This window comes from Mycobacterium sp. E2327 (assembly GCF_001672675.1).
GTDB lineage: Bacteria > Actinomycetota > Actinomycetes > Mycobacteriales > Mycobacteriaceae > Mycobacterium.
In genome coordinates this window covers 1-22,155 of sequence record NZ_LZKE01000255.1, presented here as the reverse complement: position 1 = coordinate 22,155, position 22,155 = coordinate 1, and the positions used below count along the sequence as shown (strand labels likewise).

At 68.6% G+C, this 22,155-nt stretch carries 25 protein-coding genes; 11 read left to right on the top strand and 14 right to left on the bottom strand.

What is annotated here, in order from left to right; genetic code table 11:
- The first annotated feature begins 29 nt into the window (after positions 1–29).
- Complete coding sequence (locus A5712_RS29405) at positions 30–1,706, top strand: FAD-binding dehydrogenase (RefSeq protein ID WP_068113966.1); 1,677 nt, start codon at positions 30–32, stop codon at positions 1,704–1,706.
- Positions 1,707–1,777: 71 nt separating this feature from the next.
- Here the strand turns inward: A5712_RS29405 and A5712_RS29400 are convergent, their stop codons facing one another.
- Positions 1,778–2,416: an MBL fold metallo-hydrolase gene (locus A5712_RS29400; protein WP_068113963.1), complete on the bottom strand. Its 639-nt coding sequence runs from the start codon at positions 2,414–2,416 to the stop codon at positions 1,778–1,780.
- Between A5712_RS29400 and A5712_RS29395 the strand changes: the two genes are divergently transcribed.
- Genes A5712_RS29395 through purQ form a run of 3 tightly spaced genes read left to right on the top strand, consistent with a single transcriptional unit; the run spans position 2,393 to position 4,072 of the window.
- A complete protein-coding gene (locus tag A5712_RS29395; protein WP_068114045.1) occupies positions 2,393–3,124 on the top strand; it encodes an ATPase in 732 nt (243 codons plus the stop codon). The genes A5712_RS29400 and A5712_RS29395 overlap by 24 nt on opposite strands.
- A 37-nt stretch (positions 3,125–3,161) precedes the next feature.
- Complete coding sequence (purS, locus tag A5712_RS29390; RefSeq protein WP_068113959.1) at positions 3,162–3,401, top strand: phosphoribosylformylglycinamidine synthase subunit PurS; 240 nt, start codon at positions 3,162–3,164, stop codon at positions 3,399–3,401.
- Positions 3,398–4,072, top strand: a complete 675-nt coding sequence (purQ, locus tag A5712_RS29385; protein WP_068113956.1) for a phosphoribosylformylglycinamidine synthase subunit PurQ — start codon at positions 3,398–3,400, stop codon at positions 4,070–4,072. The genes purS and purQ overlap by 4 nt, the downstream gene beginning before the upstream one ends.
- A gap of 22 nt (positions 4,073–4,094) precedes the next feature.
- On the opposite strand, the gene A5712_RS29380 is transcribed toward purQ, so the two are convergent.
- From A5712_RS29380 to A5712_RS29370, 3 genes are all read right to left on the bottom strand, one after another.
- Positions 4,095–4,910: a lysophospholipid acyltransferase family protein gene (locus A5712_RS29380; RefSeq protein WP_068113953.1), complete on the bottom strand. Its 816-nt coding sequence runs from the start codon at positions 4,908–4,910 to the stop codon at positions 4,095–4,097.
- A gap of 107 nt (positions 4,911–5,017) precedes the next feature.
- The gene (locus A5712_RS29375) at positions 5,018–5,488 is read right to left on the bottom strand and encodes a YbjN domain-containing protein (RefSeq protein ID WP_068113950.1); all 471 of its coding nucleotides are present in this window, start codon (positions 5,486–5,488) and stop codon (positions 5,018–5,020) included.
- Between the two features lie 101 nt (positions 5,489–5,589).
- Positions 5,590–5,991 carry a nitroreductase/quinone reductase family protein gene (locus A5712_RS29370; protein WP_068113946.1) on the bottom strand — a complete coding sequence of 134 codons (402 nt, stop codon included), beginning with the start codon at positions 5,989–5,991 and terminating at the stop codon, positions 5,590–5,592.
- Between the two features lie 57 nt (positions 5,992–6,048).
- Between A5712_RS29370 and A5712_RS29365 the strand changes: the two genes are divergently transcribed.
- On the top strand, positions 6,049–6,636 hold the full coding sequence (locus tag A5712_RS29365; protein ID WP_068113944.1) for a TetR/AcrR family transcriptional regulator: 588 nt from the start codon (positions 6,049–6,051) through the stop codon (positions 6,634–6,636).
- A 2-nt stretch (positions 6,637–6,638) separates the two neighbouring features.
- On the top strand, positions 6,639–7,037 hold the full coding sequence (locus A5712_RS29360) for a VOC family protein (protein ID WP_068113939.1): 399 nt from the start codon (positions 6,639–6,641) through the stop codon (positions 7,035–7,037).
- Here A5712_RS29360 and A5712_RS29355 read toward each other — a convergent pair.
- The 7 genes from A5712_RS29355 to A5712_RS29325 form a co-directional block, all read right to left on the bottom strand.
- Positions 7,031–7,498, bottom strand: coding sequence for a cupin domain-containing protein (locus tag A5712_RS29355; RefSeq protein ID WP_068113937.1), 468 nt, complete (start codon positions 7,496–7,498; stop codon positions 7,031–7,033). The genes A5712_RS29360 and A5712_RS29355 overlap by 7 nt on opposite strands.
- A gap of 3 nt (positions 7,499–7,501) precedes the next feature.
- On the bottom strand, positions 7,502–8,956 hold the full coding sequence (locus A5712_RS29350) for an NAD(P)/FAD-dependent oxidoreductase (RefSeq protein WP_068113934.1): 1,455 nt from the start codon (positions 8,954–8,956) through the stop codon (positions 7,502–7,504).
- A 3-nt stretch (positions 8,957–8,959) separates the two neighbouring features.
- Positions 8,960–9,652 (bottom strand): haloacid dehalogenase type II, encoded by a 693-nt coding sequence (locus tag A5712_RS29345; protein WP_068113932.1) that lies wholly within the window; start codon positions 9,650–9,652, stop codon positions 8,960–8,962.
- A 40-nt stretch (positions 9,653–9,692) separates the two neighbouring features.
- Positions 9,693–10,739, bottom strand: coding sequence for a zinc-binding dehydrogenase (locus tag A5712_RS29340; protein WP_068113928.1), 1,047 nt, complete (start codon positions 10,737–10,739; stop codon positions 9,693–9,695).
- A gap of 159 nt (positions 10,740–10,898) precedes the next feature.
- A complete protein-coding gene (locus A5712_RS32270) occupies positions 10,899–11,549 on the bottom strand; it encodes a TetR/AcrR family transcriptional regulator (RefSeq protein WP_231982276.1) in 651 nt (216 codons plus the stop codon).
- Positions 11,546–12,238 carry a TetR/AcrR family transcriptional regulator gene (locus A5712_RS32265; RefSeq protein WP_068113925.1) on the bottom strand — a complete coding sequence of 231 codons (693 nt, stop codon included), beginning with the start codon at positions 12,236–12,238 and terminating at the stop codon, positions 11,546–11,548. Before A5712_RS32265 ends, A5712_RS32270 begins: the two co-directional genes overlap by 4 nt.
- A gap of 75 nt (positions 12,239–12,313) precedes the next feature.
- Positions 12,314–13,186, bottom strand: a complete 873-nt coding sequence (locus A5712_RS29325) for an alpha/beta fold hydrolase (protein ID WP_068113922.1) — start codon at positions 13,184–13,186, stop codon at positions 12,314–12,316.
- A 150-nt stretch (positions 13,187–13,336) separates the two neighbouring features.
- Here A5712_RS29325 and A5712_RS29320 point away from each other — a divergent pair, with 150 nt between their 5' ends.
- Positions 13,337–15,037 (top strand): MOSC and FAD-binding oxidoreductase domain-containing protein, encoded by a 1,701-nt coding sequence (locus A5712_RS29320; protein WP_068113920.1) that lies wholly within the window; start codon positions 13,337–13,339, stop codon positions 15,035–15,037.
- 3 nt (positions 15,038–15,040) lie between these two features.
- Here A5712_RS29320 and A5712_RS29315 read toward each other — a convergent pair whose 3' ends face one another.
- A complete protein-coding gene (locus A5712_RS29315) occupies positions 15,041–15,838 on the bottom strand; it encodes a family 1 encapsulin nanocompartment shell protein (RefSeq protein ID WP_068113919.1) in 798 nt (265 codons plus the stop codon).
- Complete coding sequence (locus A5712_RS29310; protein WP_068113915.1) at positions 15,835–16,854, bottom strand: Dyp-type peroxidase; 1,020 nt, start codon at positions 16,852–16,854, stop codon at positions 15,835–15,837. Before A5712_RS29310 ends, A5712_RS29315 begins: the two co-directional genes overlap by 4 nt.
- A gap of 51 nt (positions 16,855–16,905) precedes the next feature.
- On the opposite strand from A5712_RS29310, the gene A5712_RS29305 reads away from it, so the two are divergent.
- Together A5712_RS29305 and A5712_RS29300 are read left to right on the top strand one after the other, a co-directional pair.
- Entirely contained in the window at positions 16,906–18,162 is a 1,257-nt protein-coding gene (locus A5712_RS29305; RefSeq protein WP_197519532.1) for a M18 family aminopeptidase, read from the top strand.
- 14 nt (positions 18,163–18,176) lie between these two features.
- Positions 18,177–18,524, top strand: a complete 348-nt coding sequence (locus A5712_RS29300; RefSeq protein WP_068113912.1) for a VOC family protein — start codon at positions 18,177–18,179, stop codon at positions 18,522–18,524.
- A 53-nt stretch (positions 18,525–18,577) separates the two neighbouring features.
- Here A5712_RS29300 and A5712_RS29295 read toward each other — a convergent pair whose 3' ends face one another.
- Positions 18,578–18,973: a nuclear transport factor 2 family protein gene (locus tag A5712_RS29295; protein ID WP_068113909.1), complete on the bottom strand. Its 396-nt coding sequence runs from the start codon at positions 18,971–18,973 to the stop codon at positions 18,578–18,580.
- Positions 18,974–19,099: 126 nt separating this feature from the next.
- Here A5712_RS29295 and A5712_RS29290 point away from each other — a divergent pair, with 126 nt between their 5' ends.
- Positions 19,100–19,888, top strand: a complete 789-nt coding sequence (locus tag A5712_RS29290) for a helix-turn-helix domain-containing protein (protein ID WP_068113906.1) — start codon at positions 19,100–19,102, stop codon at positions 19,886–19,888.
- Between the two features lie 17 nt (positions 19,889–19,905).
- A partial coding sequence (gene purL / locus A5712_RS29285) for a phosphoribosylformylglycinamidine synthase subunit PurL (protein WP_068113903.1) occupies positions 19,906–22,155 on the top strand: 2,250 nt, incomplete at its 3' end.

Here is a 22,155-nt window from a genome sequence, read left to right as displayed (position 1 = left end):
GCCGGCCGCGGGCATTACCCTGTTGCCACATGAGCGATTCTTCGGTCGCGGGGTTCGCCGCTGACGCGATCATCGTCGGTGCCGGTCTTTCGGGTCTGGTGGCCGCCTGCGAGTTGGTCGAGCGCGGCCTGCGGGTGCTGATCCTCGACCAGGAGAACAGCGCCAATCTGGGCGGGCAGGCCTTCTGGTCGTTCGGCGGTCTCTTCTTCGTCGACAGCCCGGAGCAACGCCGGCTCGGCATCCGCGACAGCCACGAGTTGGCCCTCCAAGATTGGCTCGGCACAGCGGCGTTCGACCGGCCCGAGGACTACTGGCCACGCCAATGGGCGCATGCCTACGTCGATTTCGCGGCCGGGGAGAAACGCAGTTGGCTGCGCGCCCGGGGCCTCAAGATTTTTCCGTTGGTGGGTTGGGCCGAGCGCGGCGGTTACGGCGCGCAGGGACATGGCAATTCGGTTCCCCGCTTCCACATCACCTGGGGCACCGGGCCGGCGCTGGTCGAGATCTTCGCGCGCCGGTTGCGGGATCGCTCGTCGGTGCGCTTCGCGCACCGCCACCGGGTCGACGAGCTGATCCTAGAGGGCAGCGCGGGTGGCGCGGTGACCGGCGTCCGCGGCACGGTGCTGGAGCCCTCGGCTGAGGCGCGCGGCGTGGCGTCGTCGCGAACCGCGGTGGGGGAGTTCGAGTTCCGGGCCTCAGCGGTGATCGTCACCAGCGGCGGCATCGGCGGCAATCACGAGCTGGTGCGCAAGAATTGGCCCAGGCGGATGGGCCGCGTGCCCGAGCAGTTGCTCAGCGGCGTGCCCGCGCACGTCGACGGCAGGATGATCGGCATCTCCCAGCGGGCCGGCGCGCGGGTCATCAACCCCGACCGGATGTGGCATTACACCGAGGGCATCACCAACTACGACCCGATCTGGCCGCTGCACGGCATCCGCATCATCCCGGGCCCGTCGTCGTTGTGGCTTGATGCGTCCGGCAAGCGGTTGCCGGTGCCCCTGTATCCCGGCTTCGACACCCTCGGCACGCTCGAGCACATCACCAAGTCCGGCCATGACTACACCTGGTTTGTGTTGAACGCCAAGATCATTGAGAAGGAGTTCGCGCTCTCCGGTCAGGAGCAGAACCCCGACCTGACCGGTCAGAGCGTGCGTGAGCTGGTGCGCAATCGGGCCAGCTCCGGGCCGCCGGCACCGGTGCAGGCCTTCATCGACCGGGGCGTGGACTTCGTCAGCGCGGACTCGCTTCGCGAGCTGGTGAGGGCGATGAACAAGCTGCCCGATGTGGAGCCGCTGGACTACGCCACGGTGGAGGCCGAGGTGACCGCGCGGGACCGCGAGGTGGCCAACCGGTTCAGCAAGGACGGCCAGATCACCGCGATCCGCGCCGCGCGCGGCTACCTGGGCGACCGGCTGGGCCGGGTGGTGGCGCCGCACCGGCTGACCGACCCGAAGGCCGGGCCGCTGATCGCCGTCAAGCTGCACATCCTGACCCGAAAGACGTTGGGCGGCATCGAGACCGACCTGGCCGGGCGGGTGCTGACGGCCGACGGCACGCCGCTGACCGGCCTGTACGCGGCCGGGGAGGTGGCCGGCTTCGGTGGCGGCGGCGTGCACGGCTACCGGGCGCTGGAGGGCACGTTTCTGGGCGGCTGCATTTTCTCCGGGCGCGCCGCCGGCCGCGGCGCCGCCGACGACATCACCTAGGACTGACCGCCGAGCAGACGCAGAATCGCATCGTCCGGCCTGAAATCGTGCGATTCTGCGTCTGCTCGCGGTTAGAAGGTGACCGCGCTTTCTTCGGGCAGCACCTGAAAGTCGGTGGTGGTCATCTCGGTGAGCCGGCCGTAGTAAATCCCCCGCGCGTCGGGGGCGATGATCCCCTGATGGATCGGCACCGCCCGCGCCGGCGCCACCGCGCGCAGGTAGTCGACGGCCTCGGCGATCTTCATCCACGGGGCCGCCGCCGGAGCGGCCAGCACGTCCACCGGCTCGTCGGGCACGAACAGCGCGTCACCGGGGTGCATGAGTCGCGCCGCGTGGCCGCCGTCGCCGATCAGAAACGAAATGTTCTCTATCACAGGGATTTCCGGGTGGATCACGGCGTGCCGGCCGCCAACGGCGCGGACGGTCAGCTCGCCGATCTGCAGCTCGTCGCCGACGTGCACCGCCCGGCAGGGCGCGCCCAGCTGCTCGGTGGTCTGCGGATCGGCGTAGAGCGCCGCGTCGGGGTTGCCCTCGAGCAGCGCGGGCAGCCGGCTCACGTCGACGTGGTCGGGGTGCTGGTGGGTGATCAGGATGGCGGACAGGCCGGTGATTCCCTCGAAGCCGTGCGCGAAGGAACCGGGATCAAAAAGCACACGCGTGTTGTCGAACTCGGCGAGTAGGCAGGAATGGCCGAAGTGCGTAAGTTGCATATCTACGATTGTGCCCTGACGGGGGTGATGCCGATGCGGGTGATCCTGGCGGCGATGCTGGCTGCCGGCGGCTTCGCGGTGGCTCTGATCGTGGTGGTACCCGCCCATGCGGACCCGGAGACCTGCCCGCCGGTGTGCGACCAGATCCCCAACAGCGCCTGGATTCAGCAGCGTGCGGTGCCGCTGGATTCGGTCTACCACTGGCCGGCGCTGGCCGGTTCATCGGTTCCGTTGACGGGCACCGGGACGGCGAGATTTCGCTTCGAGGACCTGTGTGCCTCGCCGGAGGCGTTGCAGGACGCCCGCGCCTCGGCGGTCGCGGCCCGCGTGACGGTCACCCACCCGGACGGTCAGTGGCAGTTGCAGGCCGAAATACTGCACTGGCGCGGGGACACCGCCCGCGGCGGCTCCATCGCGGCCGGGGTGTTCAGCACCGCCGTCGCCGCCCTGCGCGGCTGCCAGCAACGCGTCCCGGCGCAGTCGCCGTCGATCACCAGCGACGAGCCGAACCGGATGGCCGCGGTGGTCAGCGGCCCGATGATCATGCACACCTACCTGGTGGCCCACGTGGCGAGCAGCACGGTCAGCGAGCTCACGCTGTGGTCGCAGGGGCCGCCGCAGGTGTCCTGGCCGGCGATGGCGGACGACTCCGTGCTGAACTCCATGGTCGCGCCCCTGTGCGACGCCTATATCGCCTCGTGCCCGTAGAGTTGGGTGCCGAGATGAACCCTGAGGAGGAGCGCCGGTGAGCCGGGTGGTCGTTCATGTAATGCCCAAAGCGGAGATTCTGGACCCGCAGGGTCAGGCAATTGTCGGCGCACTGGGTCGGCTCGGCCACCCTGGGATCTCGGATGTACGGCAGGGCAAGAGATTTGAGCTCGAGGTCGACGAGTCCGTCGACGACGCCACGCTCGCCGAGATCGCCGAGTCGCTGTTGGCCAACACCGTGATCGAGGACTGGACGATCAGCCGGGAGACGCAGTGACGGCGCGGATCGGAGTCATCACCTTCCCCGGGACGCTTGATGACGTGGACGCCGCCCGGGCGGCGCGTCGCGTCGGCGCCGAAGCGGTCGCGCTATGGCACGCCGACGCCGATCTCAAGGGGGTCGACGCCGTGGTGGTCCCCGGCGGTTTCTCCTACGGCGACTACCTGCGCGCCGGCGCGATCGCCAGATTCGCCCCGGTGATGGCCGAAGTGGTCGACGCCGCCGGACGCGGAATGCCGGTGTTGGGAATCTGCAACGGTTTTCAGGTGATCTGCGAGGCCGGGCTGTTGCCCGGGGCGCTGACCCGCAACGCGGGCTTGCACTTCGTGTGCCGCGACGTGTGGCTCCGGGTGACGTCGACCTCGACGGCGTGGACCTCGCGTTTCGAGCCAGACGCGGACCTGCTGGTGCCGCTGAAGTCAGGCGAGGGTCGCTACGTCGCGCCCGCGAACGTGCTCGACGAGCTGGAGGGCGAGGGCCGGGTGGTTTTCCGTTACCACGACAACCCCAACGGTTCGCAGCGTGACATCGCCGGCATCAGCTCGGCCAACGGTCGCGTCGTCGGGCTGATGCCGCATCCCGAGCACGCCATCGAGGCGCTGACGGGACCCTCCGACGACGGGCTGGGCCTGTTCTATTCGGCGCTGGATGCCGTGCTCGCCGCCTAAACCCTCAGCAGCACAACGGGATTCAGCCAAGGACGGGGAATCGGCGTTCGGCCGCCAGCCGCTTCAGCGCCGCCTCCATCACCGCGCGCACGTGCGCATCGACCTCGTCGACGTCGGGGTCTTCGCCGAAGCGCGCGGCGATGTCGATGGGTTCGAGGACCTCGGTGACGATCTTGGCCGGCAGCGGCAGGTTGGGCGGGAAGACCACGCTGAGGCCGAACGGGAAGCCGAAGCTGACCGGCAGGATGTTGATCCGGGCCTTCGTGAGTCGCAATGTGCGCGCCAGCCAGTTGCCGCGGGTCAGGAACAGCTGCGTCTCCTGGGCGCCGATGGACACGGCGGGCACGATCGGCACCCCGGCCTCGATGGCGGTCTTGACGTAGCCGGTGCGCCCGTCGAAGTCGATGGTGTTGGCGCTGAAGGTCGACCGGTAGGCGTCGTAGTCGCCGCCCGGAAAGACCAAAACTACAGCGCCTGAATGCAACGCCGCCGCGGCGTTTTCCCGCTTCGCCTCGATCACGCCGAGGCGGCGCAGCCAGCCGTCCAGCGGGCCCATGAACAGGCCGTAGTGGGCCAGGGTATAGACGGGCCGGTCGTAGCCGAACTTGTCGTAGAAGGCGGGCGAGAAGATGAACACGTCCGGCGTGAACATGCCGCCCGAGTGGTTGGACACCACGAGCGCCCCACCGGTCGACGGGACGTTCTCGACGTTTCGCACCTCCGCGCGATACCACCGCTTGACCAGGGGCCCGACGGCCTTAGCGACCTGTCGGGTGAACTGCGGGTCCCATTTCGCCGTCTCGTGATTCTGGGCCGCCGGCTGTTTGATGCCTGCCATTCGCAACGGATTGCCGATGTGACGCAGGCCCTAAACATCGGCGCGAGCGTAACGCCACCGCGAAATACCGCCCAGAATTTCGCCGTGGCGTTACGCTCGGCCTCCCCTCAGCCGGCGTCACAGAGCAACGGGGGCGTCGTCGGCGGTAACTCGTCGACGGGCGCCAGCTGACCGAACAGGTCGATCGCGTCCGCGATGGCGGCGTCGACGAAGGCGGCAAAGTCCTCGAAGGAGACGCCCTCGCGGATCCATTGCGACCTGCGCGCCACCACGCCGATGCGCTGCGGGTCGGACGAGCCGTGCACGACCGCGACGACGCCGCGGTCCTGCGCGTTCCACGTGTCGGCGAAGTGCACCAGCCAGGGACGCTCGGCAGCGGGAAAGAAGCACGCGGGCGTCACCCGGATGATCAGCACGTCGCTTTGCGTCGGGCAGGCCTCGAGGTGGACGTGCAGCCGCCGCGGTCGGGTGTTGGCGACGTAGAAAAACTCGCCGTCGTGCCGGCCCCGGAAATACCGGCTGCCGCGGGTGCACAGGTACCGCTCGACCAGCTCTGCGCAGAGCGGCTCGTTCGTCATGAGTCGATACTGAGGCCGGTGGCTTGGCGGATCCTTTGTGCCGAGCTAGCGGGAAGCGAAGAAATTGTTGAGAATTTGCTGAGCGACCGGATTCCGCCCGCCTACGTCGGATCCAGGTCGACCCGCATGGTCAGCAGGTCGGTGCCCAACGCGCGCACCATCGCGCTGTTGAATCGCGGTAGCGTTGCCAAGCGGGCGTGTGGGTCGTCGTCGGGCAGCAGCGTGGCGGACCCGGCCCGCCAGCGGCCACGGAGACGAATCCGAACCCTGTTGTTCGCCTTGATATTCCGCACGTAGTCGGACGCCTCACCGTGGTCGGCCACCAGCCAGAACGTGGCGCCGTCGAGTCGCCCGCCGATCGGCGTTCGTCGGGGTCGCCCGCTGTTGCGGCCGATGGTCTCCAGCAGCACCTGGGTGGGCAGCCGCCGGGTGACGGGGTTGGCGATGCGTCGATGGAAGAAGCCGATGCGGCGACGTTTGCGTTCGCGGGTTGAGGTGGTCATGGCGCAAGCATTGTCGAGACTAGCGGTCTCGTCAACAGGAACGCTAGCCTTCAGGCTGTGACGCCCCGACGGCCGCACACCGGTAACCGACGTAACGACGCGGCGGAGCGGGCGATCCTGCAGGCGGCGGCCGAGTTGCTTGCCGACGGCGGTGGGCCGATCAGTGTCGACGCCATCGCCGAGCGGGCGGGCGTCGGCAAGCAGACCATCTATCGCTGGTGGCCTTCCAAGAGCGCGGTGCTGCTGGACGCGATGATCCACCGGGCGCGGCAGGTCGCGCCGGCACCGGACGGCGGCGACCTGCACTCCGACCTACGCCTGTTTTTGCGCGCCACTTTCACCGCCGCGCCCGATAACCGCAGCCTGCTCCTCGGGGTATTGCGGGAGGCGCTTGCCGATGACGCCACCATGGATCGGCTCGCGGCATTCACCGCCGCGAGGCGGGACGAGTTGGCTGGAATCCTCGCCCGCGCGCGAGCCCGCGGCCAGATCTCCGCCGCCGAACCGCCGGCGACCGTTGTCGATCAGGTGTTTGGATTACTCTGGTACAGAATGATTTTCGCTCACGAGGCGCTCGACGAGAGTGCCGCCGACCAGCTGGCGGCCGCGCTCGCGACGCAGCTGCGCGCGGATGAGGAGGGGTGACAGTGGGCTTCGCGGTGGAACGCATCGACCATATCGTGTTGAACTGCAACGATATTGAGGCCACCGCGGCTTGGTATGAGCGGGTGCTGGGCATGAGGCGAGAGACGTTCGGGCCGTCGGGGCGAACCGCGGTGACGTTCGGGAACCAGAAGATCAACCTGCGACCGGTCGGGGCGCTGGCCGACGATCCGGACTGGACGACCGGTACCGTCGAAGCGGCCGGCTCCGCGGACTTGTGCTTCGTCACACAGGCGACGCCGGACGACGTTCGCGCCCACCTCGCCGCCTGCGGGGTCGACATCGTCTCCGGGCCGGTGACCAAGACCGGCGCCTTGGGGCCGATGACCTCGCACTACTGCCGCGACGTCGACGGGAACCTCGTCGAAATCGCGGTCTACTGATCCTCGATCAGCGGATACAGCTCGGGCAGATTGACGACGATGGCCTCTTGGGTGCTGCGCGCGATCACAACCTCAGCGGTGGAGTCGGGGTCGGGGTTTTCCTCCCGGTGCGGCAGATACGGCGGGATGAAGACGTAATCGCCGGGCGCGGTGGCGATGCGCACCTCGTGGACGCCGTCGTGAAAGACGAACTCCGGGTTGCCGCTTCGGACGTAGATCGCGGTCTCCGATTCGCCGTGATGGTGGTTCGACGAGGCGGTTGCCGGTGACGCGTGCGTCTCACCCATCCACAGCTTCTCGGCGCCCACCGACTTGCCGGACAGGGCGGCGAACCGGCGCAGGCCCTCCGATTGTGCGGTGTCGGAACTGATGTCCGAGGCCTTGACGTGGTGCACGCGGTTGCGGGCCACCTCGGGGGCCGCGTCGTCGAAGTCGGGGTGGAATCCGTCTGAAGTCGCCATGAGTCAATTATCGGCCGCGGCGTCTCGGTGGGCCTCGAGCAACCTCAGCCACACTTCGCTGATAGTCGGGAAGCACGGCACGGCGTGCCACAACCGGTCGATGGGAACTTGGCCGGCGACGGCGATGGTCGCGGAGTGCAGCATCTCGGTGACCCCGGGTCCGACCAGTGTGACGCCGAGCAGGTGGCCGCGATCCGCATCGACCACCATCCGGGCTCGACCGGTGTAGCCGTCGGCGTAGAGCTTGGCCCCCATCACGGCTTCGCCGATTTCCACGTCGACGGTCCGCGCGCGGTGTCCGGCTACCTGGGCCTGCCGGGCGGTCAGGCCGACGGCGGCGGCTTCCGGGTCGGTGAAGAAGGCCTGCGGCACGGCGTAATGGTCGGCGGTGGTCGCGTGCACGCCCCATGGCGCGGTATCCAGCGGCTTTCCCGCCGCCCGGGCGCCGATGGCCGCGCCGGCGACGCGTCCCTGGTATTTGCCTTGATGGGTCAGCAGGGCGCGGTGGTTGACGTCGCCCGCCGCGTAGAGCCAGCCGTCCTCGACGGCTCGCACCCGGCAGGTGTCGTCGACGTCGAGCCAGCTGCCCGGCGTCAGCCCCACCGTGTCCAGGCCGATGTCGCCGGTGAGCGGGGCCCGCCCGGTCGCGAAAAGCACCTCGTCGACTTCCAATTCGGATCCGTCGTCCAATTCGAGGACGACACGGGCGCCGTCGGGCCGGCGCAGCGCTCGGACCGACACCCCCATGCGCACGTCCACGCCCGCCTCGGCGAGTCCGCGGCCGATCAGCTCGCCCACGAAGGGCTCCATGCGCGGCAGCAGGCCAGAACCGCGAGCGAGGAGGGTCACCCGTGCGCCCAATCCTTGCCAGGCGGTGGCCATTTCGACGCCGACGCCGCCGGCGCCGACGACGGCGAGCCGCTCCGGGACGTAGCTGCTGTCGGTGGCCTGACGGTTGGTCCAGGGTCTGGCCTCGGCCATGCCGGGCAAATCTGGCAGCGCGGGCCGGCTGCCGGTGCAGACCACCACCGCGTGCCGCGCGCTCAGCACCGGTTGATCGCCGGCGGGCGTACTCACGGCGACTCGTCGCGGACCGTCCAACCGCCCGTGCCCGCGTATCAGCGTGGCACCGATGCCAGCCACCCAGTCGGCCTGGCCGCTGTCGTCCCAGTCGGTGACGTAGCGGTTGCGGCGGCCGAAGACCCCCTCGGTGTTGATGGAACCGCTGATCGCCTCGCGGGCGCCGTCGACCCGCCGCGCGTCCGCAACGGCAATCACCGGGCGCAGCAACGCTTTACTGGGCACACACGCCCAATACGAGCATTCGCCACCGACGAGCTCGCGCTCGACCACCGCGACGCTGAGACCCGCCGCCCGCGCACGTTCCGCGGCGTTCTGACCGATCGGCCCGGCGCCGAGCACGATGACGTCGTAGCCCCGTTCGATATCTGCTCCCATCCGTCAGCGCCTCCACTCGACGAGTCGCTCGGCGAGCTCGCGGATGTCGCTCACCACGAGGTCCGGTTGCGGCAACCCGTCGACCGCCAGCGGTGGATTGCCGGGCCGGGTGATGAGAGCGGAGCTGTAGCCGACGCGTTGCGCGCCCAGGGTGTCCCACGCGTGCGCGGCCACCATCATGCAATCGGCGGGTGCCACCCCGAGCGTCTCGCACGCGTGCCGGTACACCGACCGAGCGGGCTTGAAGGCGCGGCAGGAATCGACGCTCAACTGGTGCTCGAAGTACTCGGCGAGCCCCGAATTCTGCAGCGCCGTCGGCCCGTCCGGGTTGGGCGGCGAGTTGGTCAGGGTGACCAGGCGGAATCCGTTGTCGCGCAAAGCGGCAAGCCCCGCGGCCGCGTCCGGGTGCGCCGGCATCGTCAGCAGGCCGGTCTTGAGGCGCTGCAGGTCGTCGTCCGTGACGGCTACGCCGTAGATGTCGCCGAGCATGCGCAGCACGCCCTGGGCGAGCGTTGGGAAATTCACGTAACTATCGGCCAGCGTGACGGCCATCGAGTACATGATCAGCTGCGCGAACCACTCGCGCAGCACCCGCTCGTCGCCGAACTTCTCAGCGAAAAGCGGTGCCAGCGAATGGATATCGATGAGCGTCTCGTTCACGTCGAAAACGAGCACGGACGGCGTGGTAGTCGGCATGGCTAACCTTTGGCATCCCTCGGTGTGTGAATCTCCGGCCTCAGTCCATCACGACGACCACCTTGCCGCCAGCCTCTCCGGACTCCGCCACTCGGTGGGCCTCGTGAATCTGGTCGAACGAAAAGACGCGTGCCGGCTTTGCATCGAGTTTGCCCTCCGCCACCTGCCGTGCGATGTCACTCAGCGGCACGTCCGACACCGGGAAGCCGGGATTGCCAAAGACGGGGCTGGCGAAGAACGTGAAGTTCACACCGCTGGCCATCCGCGCGAGCGGGTTGAAATCGCCGATGGGCGCAAGTCCGCCGAGCCACCCGGCCAGACAGGCGGAACCGCCGCGGCGCAGCATGTCAAGCGAGTCCAGGATGGTGCTGTTGCCGACGAAATCGAGGACGGCGTCGATGTTCTTGGCTTCGGCGATGTGGGCGGCAAGGTCGGTGCGCTCCAACTCGACGCGGACGGCTCCGATGTTCTCGAGCAAGGGAAAACGATCGCGGCTGCGTGCGGTGGCAATGACGTTCGCACCGGTGGCCACCGCCATTTTCAGTGCCGCCTGCCCCAACGCCGACGTCGCGCCGCGAATCACCAGCGTTTGTCCTGCGGTCAATTCGAGGTTACGGAATAGGCATGTCCAAGCGGTCGCGTAGGTTTCCGGGAGCGCGGCCAGCGCTGACCACGGCAGGTCGGACTCGATGAGGACGACGTTGGCCGCGCGGACGCGGGTGAACTCGGCATAGCTGCCGTTGATCGTCCGTCCCAGGCCGCCCATCAGGGCCGCCACCTTGGCGCCGACGGGGAACTCACCTCCCGGGCACGAGTCGACGATGCCCACGCATTCGATGCCGCTGACTTCTGCGGCTTCCGCCCATTCCCCCCGGCGCATGTGGATCTCGGCGTGGTTGATGCCGAATCCCTTGACCTCGATTACCACTTCGCCGTCCCGGGGCAACGGCTTGGGGATGTCGGTATAGACCAGCCTGTCGAGGCCGCCGAATCCCGTCAGGATGATCGCCCGCATGGTGGCGCCGCCGGGCTGTTCTCGAACCACGGCGGGCGCGGTGGGCAGCTGGGGTGAAGTGCTGACGGACATTGCTGCCTCTTCCTAGATCTGTTGGCGCCCTTTGGATATGGCTATGCGGCGCCGAACCGAAGCGATCATCCCCGTCCGCCAGCCATGGTGAATGGGCTATCTAACCCAATATTATGGGTCATGAGACCCAGTCTGTCTAGGGGGTCTGCGTTCGTCGGGTCAGGATTTGGCTTTGCGGCGTGTCTTGCGGGGCGGCGGCGCGAAGGAACGCACATAGTCGACGGCGGCAAAGACGGCGGCGCGCATCGGCTCCGGATCGCCGGTGGCATAGGTCACCGTCGCACCACCCTGATGTGCGACGACCAGCGACGTGGCCAGGTGCCGGGGGTCGGCGTCGGGGCGCAGCTCGCCGCGGTCCCGCATCGCCGTGAGCCCGGCCTGAAACAGTCCGATCCACAGGTCGTAGCCGGCGGACAGGTCGTCGTGCATTTCGTCGTCGGCGTCGATCAGCTCACCGGCCAACGAGCCGTAGACACAACCGCCGACCCGGTAGACGGTGTCGATGTCGGCCGCGACGGCGTCGGCCCACGCCTGCAGCGCATCGAAACTGTCGAGCGCCCCCAACGACGGTCGAGTGTGAAAGGCCCGCACGTCGTCGCGCCGCGCGGCGATGACGTGCCGGGTCAGGTCCCGCTTGTCGCTGAAGTAGTGCGAGATCTGCGACCCCCCCACGCCGGCGCGGCGCCGCACTTGTTCGATGCTGGTGTTGGCGACGCCCCGCTCGAACATCAGCCGCGCCGCGGCGTCGATGATTCGCGCCCGGGTCGCAATTCCCTTGCGGGTCAACCGCGATTCGCCGGCGTCGCTCACGTCGCTGCCGTCCTGCGTCGGCCCCGGGCACGGCGGGCGGGCCGCGGCACCCGTTCCGCGGCATCGGTGGCGAACATGCGCAGATAGTTCACCGCGAAACGGACCGCTTCGGCGTGCGGCCACTCGGCCCGATAGGTGAAGGCCAGGGTGCCGCCGCCCTGATGAGCGCTGACGATGACCAGCGCTATGCGTCGAGGGTCCGCATCCCCGACCAGGAGGCCGTCGTCCTTCATGTGCCGGATCGATTCCTCGAGGAGCTCGATCCACTGCCAATAGCCCTCGCCCAGCGTCCCCCGCGTCACATCGTCCGACTTCGCCAACTGCGCGGCGAGGGCGTGGTAGGTGGGCGTGCCGAAGTATCCGATGCGCCGCAGGTAGCGCATGTTGAGGTCGACCCACCGCTCGAAGTCGTCGAACGACCGCAGGCCGCCAAGCCTGGGCTGCCGGTGAAAGTCCAAAACCACGCCGATCTGGCGCTTGATGACCGCGCGGATCAATGCGCCCTTGTCGGCGAAATAATGCGCGAGCTGGGATCCGCTGACCGATGCCGCCCCGCGCACGTTCTCCATGTTCGCCGCGGACAGGCCCTCGGTGACGATGAGGTGGGCGGCCGCCTCCACGATCCTGTCGCGGGTGGCGCGCCCCTTGGCGGTCAACCGTTGTTCGACGTGAACATCGGGATGGGCCATCGCGTCAGGCTAACCCGCGGGCGCCGCGGACTATGGGACATTCAACCCATTGATGCCGCGGCGCCCGCCGGCCCGTCAGGCGGCCACGAGGACCTTCGCGAGGAAGTTGCGGATGAGCTCGGTGACTTCGTCGAGTGCGGACTCGAGCAGGAAGTGCCCGCCGTCGAGCAGGTGGATCTCGGCGTCGGGCAGGTCGTCGGCGAACGCCTGCGCGCCGGCCGGGCCGAAGATCTCGTCACCCCGGCCCCACACCGCCAGCAACGGCACCCGGGTCGCGCGGAAGTACTCGTGCAGGCGCGGGTAGAGCGGCGCATTGGTGGCGTAGTCGCGCAGCAGCTTCAGCTGCACCTCGTCGTTGCCGGGACGAGAGATCAGCGCGTAGTCGTGATACCAGGATTCCGGGTCCACCAGGGTCTCATCGCGGACGCCGGTGACGTACTGCCACCGGGTGGCGTCCAGCGTGAGGAACTGCCGCACCGGAGCCTCGGTGACGGGCGTGGGCTCAGTTTGATAGGCCCACACCACTTTCCAGAAGCTTTCGACGAATCCCGCGTCGTAGCCGTTGCCGTTCTGGGTGATGATCGCGGTGACGGCGGAGGGATCGCGCAGGGCCAGGCGCCAGCCGATCGGGGCCCCGTAGTCCTGCACGTAGATGGCGTATCGGTCGATGCCGAGCGTGCGCAGCAGGCCCGCGGTCAGGTCGGTGAGCGAGTCGAATGTGTAGTCGAACTCGTCCACGAAGGGCGCGTCGGAGAGGCCGAAGCCCAGGTGGTCGGGCGCGATCACGTGGTAGCGGTCGGCCAGCGCCGGGATCAGGCCGCGGAACATGTAGGAGCTGGTGGGAAAGCCGTGCAACAGAACCAGAGCGGGAGCACCCGCGTCGCCGGCCTCGCGGAAGAACAGCCGGTGACCGTCAACCGTGATGTAGCGATGATGAACAGTCGCCATAGGTATTTCCTCCCGCATTCTGGGTCGCACAACCCAGTATGCACCAGGAGCGGTGGCTCGCAACAGGCTGGTCACGAGTTGCCCTGCGCGTCGTGCGGGCATAGTGTGGGCCGATCATCCCAGACTGACCACGCTGCGGGCGGTGACACGGTGGGCACACTTGTTTCGGTCAATGTGGGCATGCCCAAGGACGTCCAATGGCGTGACCAAACCGTATACACGGGGATATGGAAGACACCGGTCGACGGGCCGGTCATGGTGCGCCGCCTCAACATCGACGGTGACGGTCAGGGCGACCTCGGTGGGCACGGCGGCGAGCAACGCGCGGTCATGGTTTATCAGGTTGAGTCGTATGACTTTTGGCGGACCCACCTCGGTCGTGACGACCTGGAAACGGGTCAATTCGGCGAGAATTTCACGATCAGCGGGCTCCCCGACGACGAGGTCTGCATCGGTGATCGCTATCGCATCGGTGAGGCGGAATTCGAGGTCACCCAGCCGCGCGTCACCTGCTTCCGGGTCGGCATGCGACTGAACGAACCGAAGATGCCCAATCTGCTTGTGTCCCAGCATCGCCCAGGCTTCTATTTCCGGGTGATCAGCGAGGGCAGGGTTTGCGCGGGCGATGCCATCGTGCGGACCCGGCGCGGCCATCACGAGCTCAGCGTCGCCGACGTCGACGCGCTGTTGTATCTGCCCAACCGCGACATCGAGCTACTCCGGAAGGTCGTCGAGGTCCCGGCGCTCAGCCCCGGCTGGCAACAGTCCTTCCGTGGCATGCTGGCCGAACCGGCCGGCGCGGCAACACAAGCCGGCGCCGAACCGGCGTGGGGCGGGTTTCGTCCGTTGCGGGTCAGCCAGATACGCAGGGAAAGCCCTGAGGTGCTGTCCATCCTCCTCGAGTCCGAGGACCATTCCCCGTTGCCACCTGCGTTGCCCGGCCAGTACCTGCCGGTGCGACTCGCCGGGGCGGGGGAGCCGGCGCCCCTGCGCAGCTACTCGCTTTCCGGTGATCCCACCGAGGGGGTTTACCGGATCAGCGTCAAACGCGAAGATCATGGCCTGGTGAGCGCCTGGCTGCACGCCCACATCCAGCCGGGCGCGGTGATAGACGCGGCCGCGCCACGCGGTGACTTCTATCTCATCGAGGAAGGCAATCCCGTCGTCCTCATTTCGGCGGGCATCGGTGCTACGCCCGTGCTGGCGATGCTGCATGCGCTCTCGGCCGCCGGCAGCGGCCGCGACATCTGGTGGGTCCACACCACCCGAAATCCCCAAACCCAGGCGTTCGCGGCCGAAGTGGCGGCCCTCGTCGAGTCCTTGCCGCACGCTCGGCAGCGGGTCTTCTACACCGAGACGCAGGGGCGTCTTAACCGGGACTCAATCGCTGCCCTCGGCCTCCCGTCCGATGCCACCGTTTACCTCTGCGGCCCAACGCAATTCATGGCCGACATGCGCAACCACCTCACCATCCTCGGACTCGACCCCAACCGCATTCACAGCGAACTGTTCGGTGCGCTACCGGCGATCAACCCGGGCGTCGTCGAGACGGGTGACCACAGGCCGCCCCACCCGCCGGCCGGGACACCGGGCACCGGACCGCCGGTCACGTTCTCGCGCAGCGGGCTGACCGTGAACTGGTCGCCCGATTACGCGAGCATCCTCGACCTCGCCGAAGCCTGCGACGTGCCGACCCGTTTTTCGTGCCGAAGCGGGGTGTGCCACGTGTGTGTCACCGGCGTCGTCGCCGGGGCGACGACGTACGTCCAGCCACCGTTGGAGGAGCCCGGCGCGGGCGAAGTGCTGATCTGCTCGGCGGCGCCGGACGGCGACCTCGTTTTGGACCTATAGCGGCTAGGGGGCCAGGCAGACCGACGCTTCGGCGGTGTAGCACAAGAACGTCAGCGTCTCCTGCAGATACAGCTGCACGGTGTCGGCGTCGTGGCTGAGGTAGCCGATCGCGACGTCGGTGCCCAGCTGCAAATCGAAATCGCCGCCGCGGGTGGTCAGCACGAAGGCGCCGTCGATGGCCGGCGCCCAGATGATGTCCCCGTCCACCAGACGGTTCAGGTGCTCGCGGATGGGATAGCCGTGTTCGGTGGTCTCGCTGACCTTGGTGTAGACATCGGCGGCCAGCAGCACCGAATACGGGCCGTCGACGCCGGCCAGCCGAAGCCCGGTCAACGCCTGGGAAATGGCGTCGGGCATGTCACGTGGATCCTCGGGCAACTTCAACGTCGGGTTGGAGCTGCACGTGCGGATGCCGTCGATCGACCCGGCCGCGTAGCCCTCGAAGATGGCGCGGTCCTCGACGAACGCCAGCTTCTTGGCCGCCTCTTTGACCGGGTCCCAGTCGGAGTCGTTCGCGCCGCGCTCGACGTTGTCGATCTCATAGCGCGACAGGGTAAACGGAACGCGGAGGCGGACAAGGGGTTTGCTCTCTCGCAAGTGCGCCACCACGCCGTCGGTGGGCGCGTCGGCATCGAGGAGCCGGCCGGTGCTGACCGCCGCGGTGACCGGTCCGCCGGGCTCGCTGACGTCGACGACGCGCCGCCCCGCGATATGGCGCTTGAACGTGCGGGTGGCCTCCAATTCGATCTCCGCCCAGGCGACTTCGGTGACGGGTGCCAGGTCGCGGTAGAGGTTGTTCATCGAGAGGTTCCTTTCAGGCTGCCGATCGCGAGTGAACCGTCGGTGGAGGCGGGAGCGGCTGGCCGCGCCGTGGCCAGGGGTGCCGGGAGGGGCGGTGGGTCGTCGAGGAAGTCGACGGTGGGGGAGAAGAACAGTCCGCCGGTGACGGCGGTGGAGAAATCAAGAATGCGGTCGGTGTTGCCCGGCGGGTCGCCGAGGAACATGTTTTCCAGCATCCGCTCGGTGACCGTCGGCGTCCGCGAGTACCCGATGAAGTAGGTGCCGTACTCGGCCTTCCCCAACTCGCCGAACGGCATGTTGTGCCGGACGATCTTCAACTCGGTGCCGTCGTCGTCGGTGATGACGTTGAGGGCGATGTGAGCGTTGTCGGGCTTTTCGTCGTCGTCGAGTTCGATGTCTTCCAGTTTGGTCCGGCCGATTACCAGTTCTTGCTCGGTGACCGACAGCGAGTTCCACGACGACATGTCGTGCACGTACTTCTGCACGTGCACGTAACACGAACCGGCGAAGTCGGGATCCTCATCGCCGATCGCGGTGGCGCTGACGGCGATTGGGCCGTCGGGGTTTTCGGTGCCGTCGACGAAGCCCAGCAGGTCGCGGTTGTCGAAGTACCGGAACCCGTGCACCTCGTCGACCACGGTGACCGCGCCGGCCATCGATCGCAGGATGCGGTCGGCCAACTCGAAGCAGACGTCCAGGCTCTCGGCCCGAATGTGGAACAACAGATCCCCCGGTGTGGCTGGGGCGGTGTGCCGCGGGCCCTTCAGCGCGATGAACGGATGCAGTTCGGCGGGACGCGGCCCGGAAAACAGGCGATCCCACGCGTCGGAGCCAATCGAGGCGATCGCCGACAGCCGCTTCGGCGGCTCACGGAAACCGATCGCGCGCACCAGCCCGGAGATTCCGGGGAGCGCGTCGTGCACCGTCGCCTCCCCGCCGGCGCCGATGGTGACCACGAGGAAGATCGCAGCCGGTGTCAGCGGCTGGAGAATGGGCTGGGGCTGTACCGGAGGCACGCTGCCGACCCTATCGTGGCGACGGAGAGGCCGACAGCCATGATGGTCACCATGCCGGCCAGCGCCGCAGGCCTCTGCGAATTCATCGACGCATCACCGTCGCCGTTTCACGCCTGCGCGACGGTGTCCGCTCGCCTGGTCGAGGCCGGCTACGCCGAACTCGACGAAACCGACCGCTGGCCGGACCGACCGGGCCGCTACTTCGTGGTACGGGCCGGCTCGCTCGTCGCCTGGAACTCCAGCGGATCCGACGGGCCGTTCCGGATCATCGGCGCCCACACCGACAGTCCCAACCTGCGAGTGAAGCAGCGCCCCGACCGGCTGGTCGCCGGGTGGCGGGTGGTGACGCTCGAGCCGTACGGCGGCGCCTGGCTCAACTCCTGGCTGGACCGAGACCTGGGCATCAGCGGGCGGCTATCGGTGCGGGACGGTGCCCGGGTCGGCCAGCGGCTCGTCCGGATCGACGACCCGATCCTGCGGGTGCCGCAGCTGGCGATCCACCTGGCCGAGGATCGCAAGTCGGTGACGCTGGACCCGCAGCGACACGTCAACGCGGTCTGGGGCGTTGGGGAACAACGGGGTTCGTTCCTCGACTACGTCGCCGAGCGAGCCGGGGTGGCGGCGACGGATGTGCTGAGCGCCGACCTGATGACACACGACCTGACGCCGTCGACGGTGATCGGCGCCGACGCCAGCCTCATCAGCGCGCCCCGGCTGGACAACCAGGCCAGCTGCTACGCGGGGACGCAGGCGTTGGTCGCCGCCGAACCGAGCGACTTCGTGCCGGTGCTGGTGCTCTTCGATCACGAAGAGGTCGGATCGACCTCCGACCGCGGCGCGCAGTCCAACCTGCTCAGCACCGTCCTCGAGCGGATCGTGCTCGCGGCCGGTGGCGCCCGCGAAGACTTCCTGCGCCGGCTGCCGGCGTCGCTGCTGGCCTCGGCCGACATGGCCCACGCCACCCACCCCAACTACCCGGAGCGGCACGAGCCCGGCCACCTGATCGACGTCAACGCCGGACCGGTGCTCAAGGTGCACCCGAACCTACGGTACGCCACCGACGGGCGCACCGCCGCGGCCTTCGAGCTCGCCTGCCGGCAGGCCGGGGTTCAGTTGCAGCGTTACGAGCACCGCGCCGACCTGCCGTGTGGTTCGACGATCGGGCCGCTGGCCTCCGCCCGCACCGGCATCCCGACCGTCGACGTCGGCGCCCCGCAGCTCGCGATGCACTCCGCGCGGGAATTGATGGGCGCGCGCGACGTGGCGGCCTATTCGGCGGCACTGCAAGCGTTTCTGTCGCCCCGCTGACCTACGATCCGGCCATGGCGCTAAACGTGGAAATGGTGACGTTCGACTGCGGCGATCCGGCGGGGCTGGCCGGCTGGTGGGCCGAGCAGTTCGGCGGCAAGACGCACGTCATCCTCGCCGACGAGTTCACCGCGGTGACGTTCCCGGAGGGGCTGCGGCTCGGGTTTCAGAAGGTGCCCGATCCGACGCCGGGAAAGAACCGGGTGCACCTCGACCTGAGCGCGGCCGACGTCGACGGCGAAGTGGCGCGGCTGACGGCGGCCGGGGCCAGCGAGGTCGGCCGGCACCAATTCGGCGACACGTTCCGATGGGTGGTGCTGGCCGACCCCGAGGGCAACGTCTTCTGCATCGTCAAGCAGTAGCGCTGGGTGTGCGCACTGGGCGCACGCTCAGCCCAAGCGCTCAGCCCCGGCGCTCAGCCCTGGGTGAGGATCAGCGGGTCGTAGCGGATGACGTTCTCCACGACAATTCCGTCGCGAGTGCGCACCCGGTCGATCCCCCGGATCTGGAACGGCCCGTCCGGGCCGGTGCCCCGACCCACATAGTGCAAGAACACCAGCTCCTCGCCCTCGGCGGCGCCGGGAACCGTCGCGCTGTCCACCACGTCGAGCGTCAAATCCGGTGCAGCGTCTAACAATTCGCCGATCTTCGCCGTGTATGCCTCGATGCCGCGCACCGGCTCGGCGTCGCCCGGCCAGTAGCCGACGATGTCGTCGGCCAGGATGTCGAAGCCGCGCGACATGGTGGGCGCGGCCCAGTACGCGGCGAACACCTCGGCGCTGAACTTCGGGGCGGATTGGACGTCGGTCATCGTTCCTCCTTGACTCGGGCGCTCCCTGTCGAGCGCGTCATCTCAAGCCTGGGCGGGACGCCTGCGGCGGCACAATTACCTCCGAGGTCATCGCGACGGGTACCCGCGCGTGGTTACCGTGGCTTCGTGAGCCAGGCGACGGTGGGTGTCCTGTTGCGCGACTGGCGGGCGCGCCGACGGGTGAGCCAGCTCGACCTGTCGCTCAGCGTGGGGGTGTCGGCGCGGCACCTGAGCTTCATCGAGACGGGACGCGCCCGGCCCAGCCCCGAGATGGTGCTCGCCCTCGCCGAGGGGCTCGACATTCCGCTGCGCGAGCGCAACACGCTGCTGCTCGCCGCCGGGTTCGCCCCGCGCTACCAGTCGCGCCCGCTCGAGGACGGCGCGCTCTCCCCGGCGCGCGACGCGGTGCAGCGCCTGCTCGACGCACACGACCCCTACCCGGGCATCGTCATCGACCGCTGCTGGAACATCGTCGGGGCCAACGCCGCGGCGTCCGCCCTGACCGCGGGTCTGCCCGACGACCTGCGCGGGCCGCCGGCCAACGTGTACCGGTTGTCCCTGCACCCCGACGGGCTGGCCGCGCGGACCCTGAACTTCCCCGAATGGGCCGGCTACCTGCTGGGCCAGCTGCGGCGCACCATCGCGCTCACCGGCGACCCGGCATTGCGGGCGATCGACGCGGAGGTGCGCGGGTACCCGGGAGTCGCGTCGGCCGCCAGGGCGTGGAGCTCGCCCCAGGACAACGCGGCCCTGCTGGTGCCGTTCGAACTCGATGCCGGTGGCGGACAAAAGCTGTCGATGTTCACGACGCTCACCACCTTCGGGACCCCGCTCGACGTCACCCTCGCCGAGCTCGCCGTCGAGCTGTTCTATCCGGCCGACGCCGAAAGCGCCCGCCTGCTGCGCGGGGACTAGCTCTCTAGACTGTTCCCGTGACAACCGCGCGCACCCAGGTCATCGACACCGTCGAACACGCCGCGAACACCCCTGACCAGCCGCAACCGTTTCACGAACTCGGGCTCAAAGACGACGAATACCAGCGGATCCGCGAGATCCTGGGCCGGCGGCCCACCGACACCGAGCTGGCGATGTACTCGGTGATGTGGAGCGAGCACTGCTCGTACAAATCGTCGAAGGTCCACCTGCGCTACTTCGGTGAGACCACCACCGACGAGATGCGCGCCGGCATGCTGGCCGGCATCGGCGAGAACGCCGGCGTCGTCGACATCGGCGACGGCTGGGCCGTCACCTTCAAGGTCGAGTCGCACAACCACCCGTCCTACGTCGAGCCCTACCAGGGCGCGGCCACCGGTGTGGGCGGCATCGTCCGCGACATCATGGCCATGGGTGCGCGCCCGGTCGCCGTGATGGATCAGCTTCGGTTCGGCGCCGCCGACGCGCCCGACACCCGCCGCGTCGTCGACGGCGTGGTCCGCGGCATCGGCGGCTACGGCAACTCGCTCGGCCTGCCCAACATCGGCGGCGAGACGGTGTTCGACGCGTGCTACGCGGGCAACCCGTTGGTCAACGCAATGTGCATCGGCGTACTGCGCCAGGAGGACCTGCATTTGGCGTTCGCGTCGGGTGCGGGCAACAAGATCATCCTGTTCGGCGCGCGCACCGGGCTGGACGGCATCGGCGGGGTGTCGGTGCTGGCCTCGGACACGTTCGACGCCGAAAATTCGCGCAAGAAGCTGCCGTCGGTTCAGGTGGGCGACCCATTCATGGAAAAGGTGCTCATCGAGTGCTGCCTCGAGCTCTACGCGGGCGGACTGGTGATCGGCATCCAGGACCTCGGTGGCGCCGGATTATCTTGTGCCACATCGGAATTGGCCTCGGCCGGGGACGGTGGGATGGCGATTCAGCTCGACAACGTCCCGCTGCGGGCCAAGGAGATGACGCCCGCCGAGATTTTGTGCAGCGAGTCGCAAGAGCGCATGTGCGCGGTGGTCGCGCCGGAGAACGTCGACGCCTTCATGGCGGTGTGCCGCAAGTGGGAGGTGCTGGCCACCGTCATCGGCGAGGTCACCGACGGCGACCGGTTGCGGATCACCTGGGGCGGCGAGACGGTCGTCGACGTGCCCCCGCGAACCGTGGCCCACGAGGGCCCGGTGTATCAGCGTCCCGTCGCGCGCCCCGAATCGCAGGACGCGCTGAACGCGGACCGTTCGACGGGCCTGCCCCGGCCGGCCACCGGCGACGAGCTGCGCGCGACTTTGCTTGCGCTGCTTGGCAGTCCGCACCTGTGCAGCCGCGCGTTCATCACCGAGCAGTACGACCGTTACGTGCGCGGCAACACGGTGCTCGCCGAGCACGCCGACGGCGGCGTGCTGCGCGTCGACGAGTCGACCGGGCGGGGCATCGCGGTGTCCACCGACGCGTCGGGCCGCTACACGCTGCTGGATCCCTACGCCGGCGCCCAACTCGCGCTGGCCGAGGCGTACCGCAACGTCGCCGTCACGGGCGCGACTCCGGTGGCGGTGACGAACTGCCTGAACTTCGGTTCCCCCGAGGACCCCGGGGTGATGTGGCAGTTCTCGCAGGCCGTCCACGGCCTCGCGGATGGCTGTGCGGCCCTTGGGATTCCGGTAACCGGCGGCAACGTCAGCTTCTACAACCAGACCGGGTCGGCGGCGATCCTGCCCACGCCGGTGGTCGGCGTGCTCGGCGTGATCGACGACGTGGCGCGGCGAATCCCGACCGGCCTGGGCGCCGAGCCGGGGGAGACCCTGCTGCTGCTGGGCGACACCCGCGACGAGCTCGACGGTTCGGTGTGGGCGCAGGTGACCGCCGACCACCTCGGTGGGTTGCCGCCCGCGGTGGACCTGGCGCGCGAAAAACTCCTGGCCGAGGTGCTGACGTCGGCGTCACGCGACGGGCTGGTGTCCGCGGCGCACGACCTCTCCGAAGGCGGCCTCGCCCAGGCCATCGTGGAATCCGCGCTGGCGGGTGAAACCGGTTGCCGCATCGTGCTTCCCGACGACGCCGACCCGTTCGTGATGTTGTTCTCCGAGTCGGCCGGCCGGGTGTTGGTCGCGGTCCCGCGCACCGAGGAGAGCCGATTCCGGTCGATGTGCGAGGCGCGGGGCCTGCCCGCGACCCGAATCGGCGTCGTCGATCAGGCCTCGGACGCCGTCGAGGTTCAGGGCCTGTTCACCGTGTCGCTGGCGGAACTGCGCGAG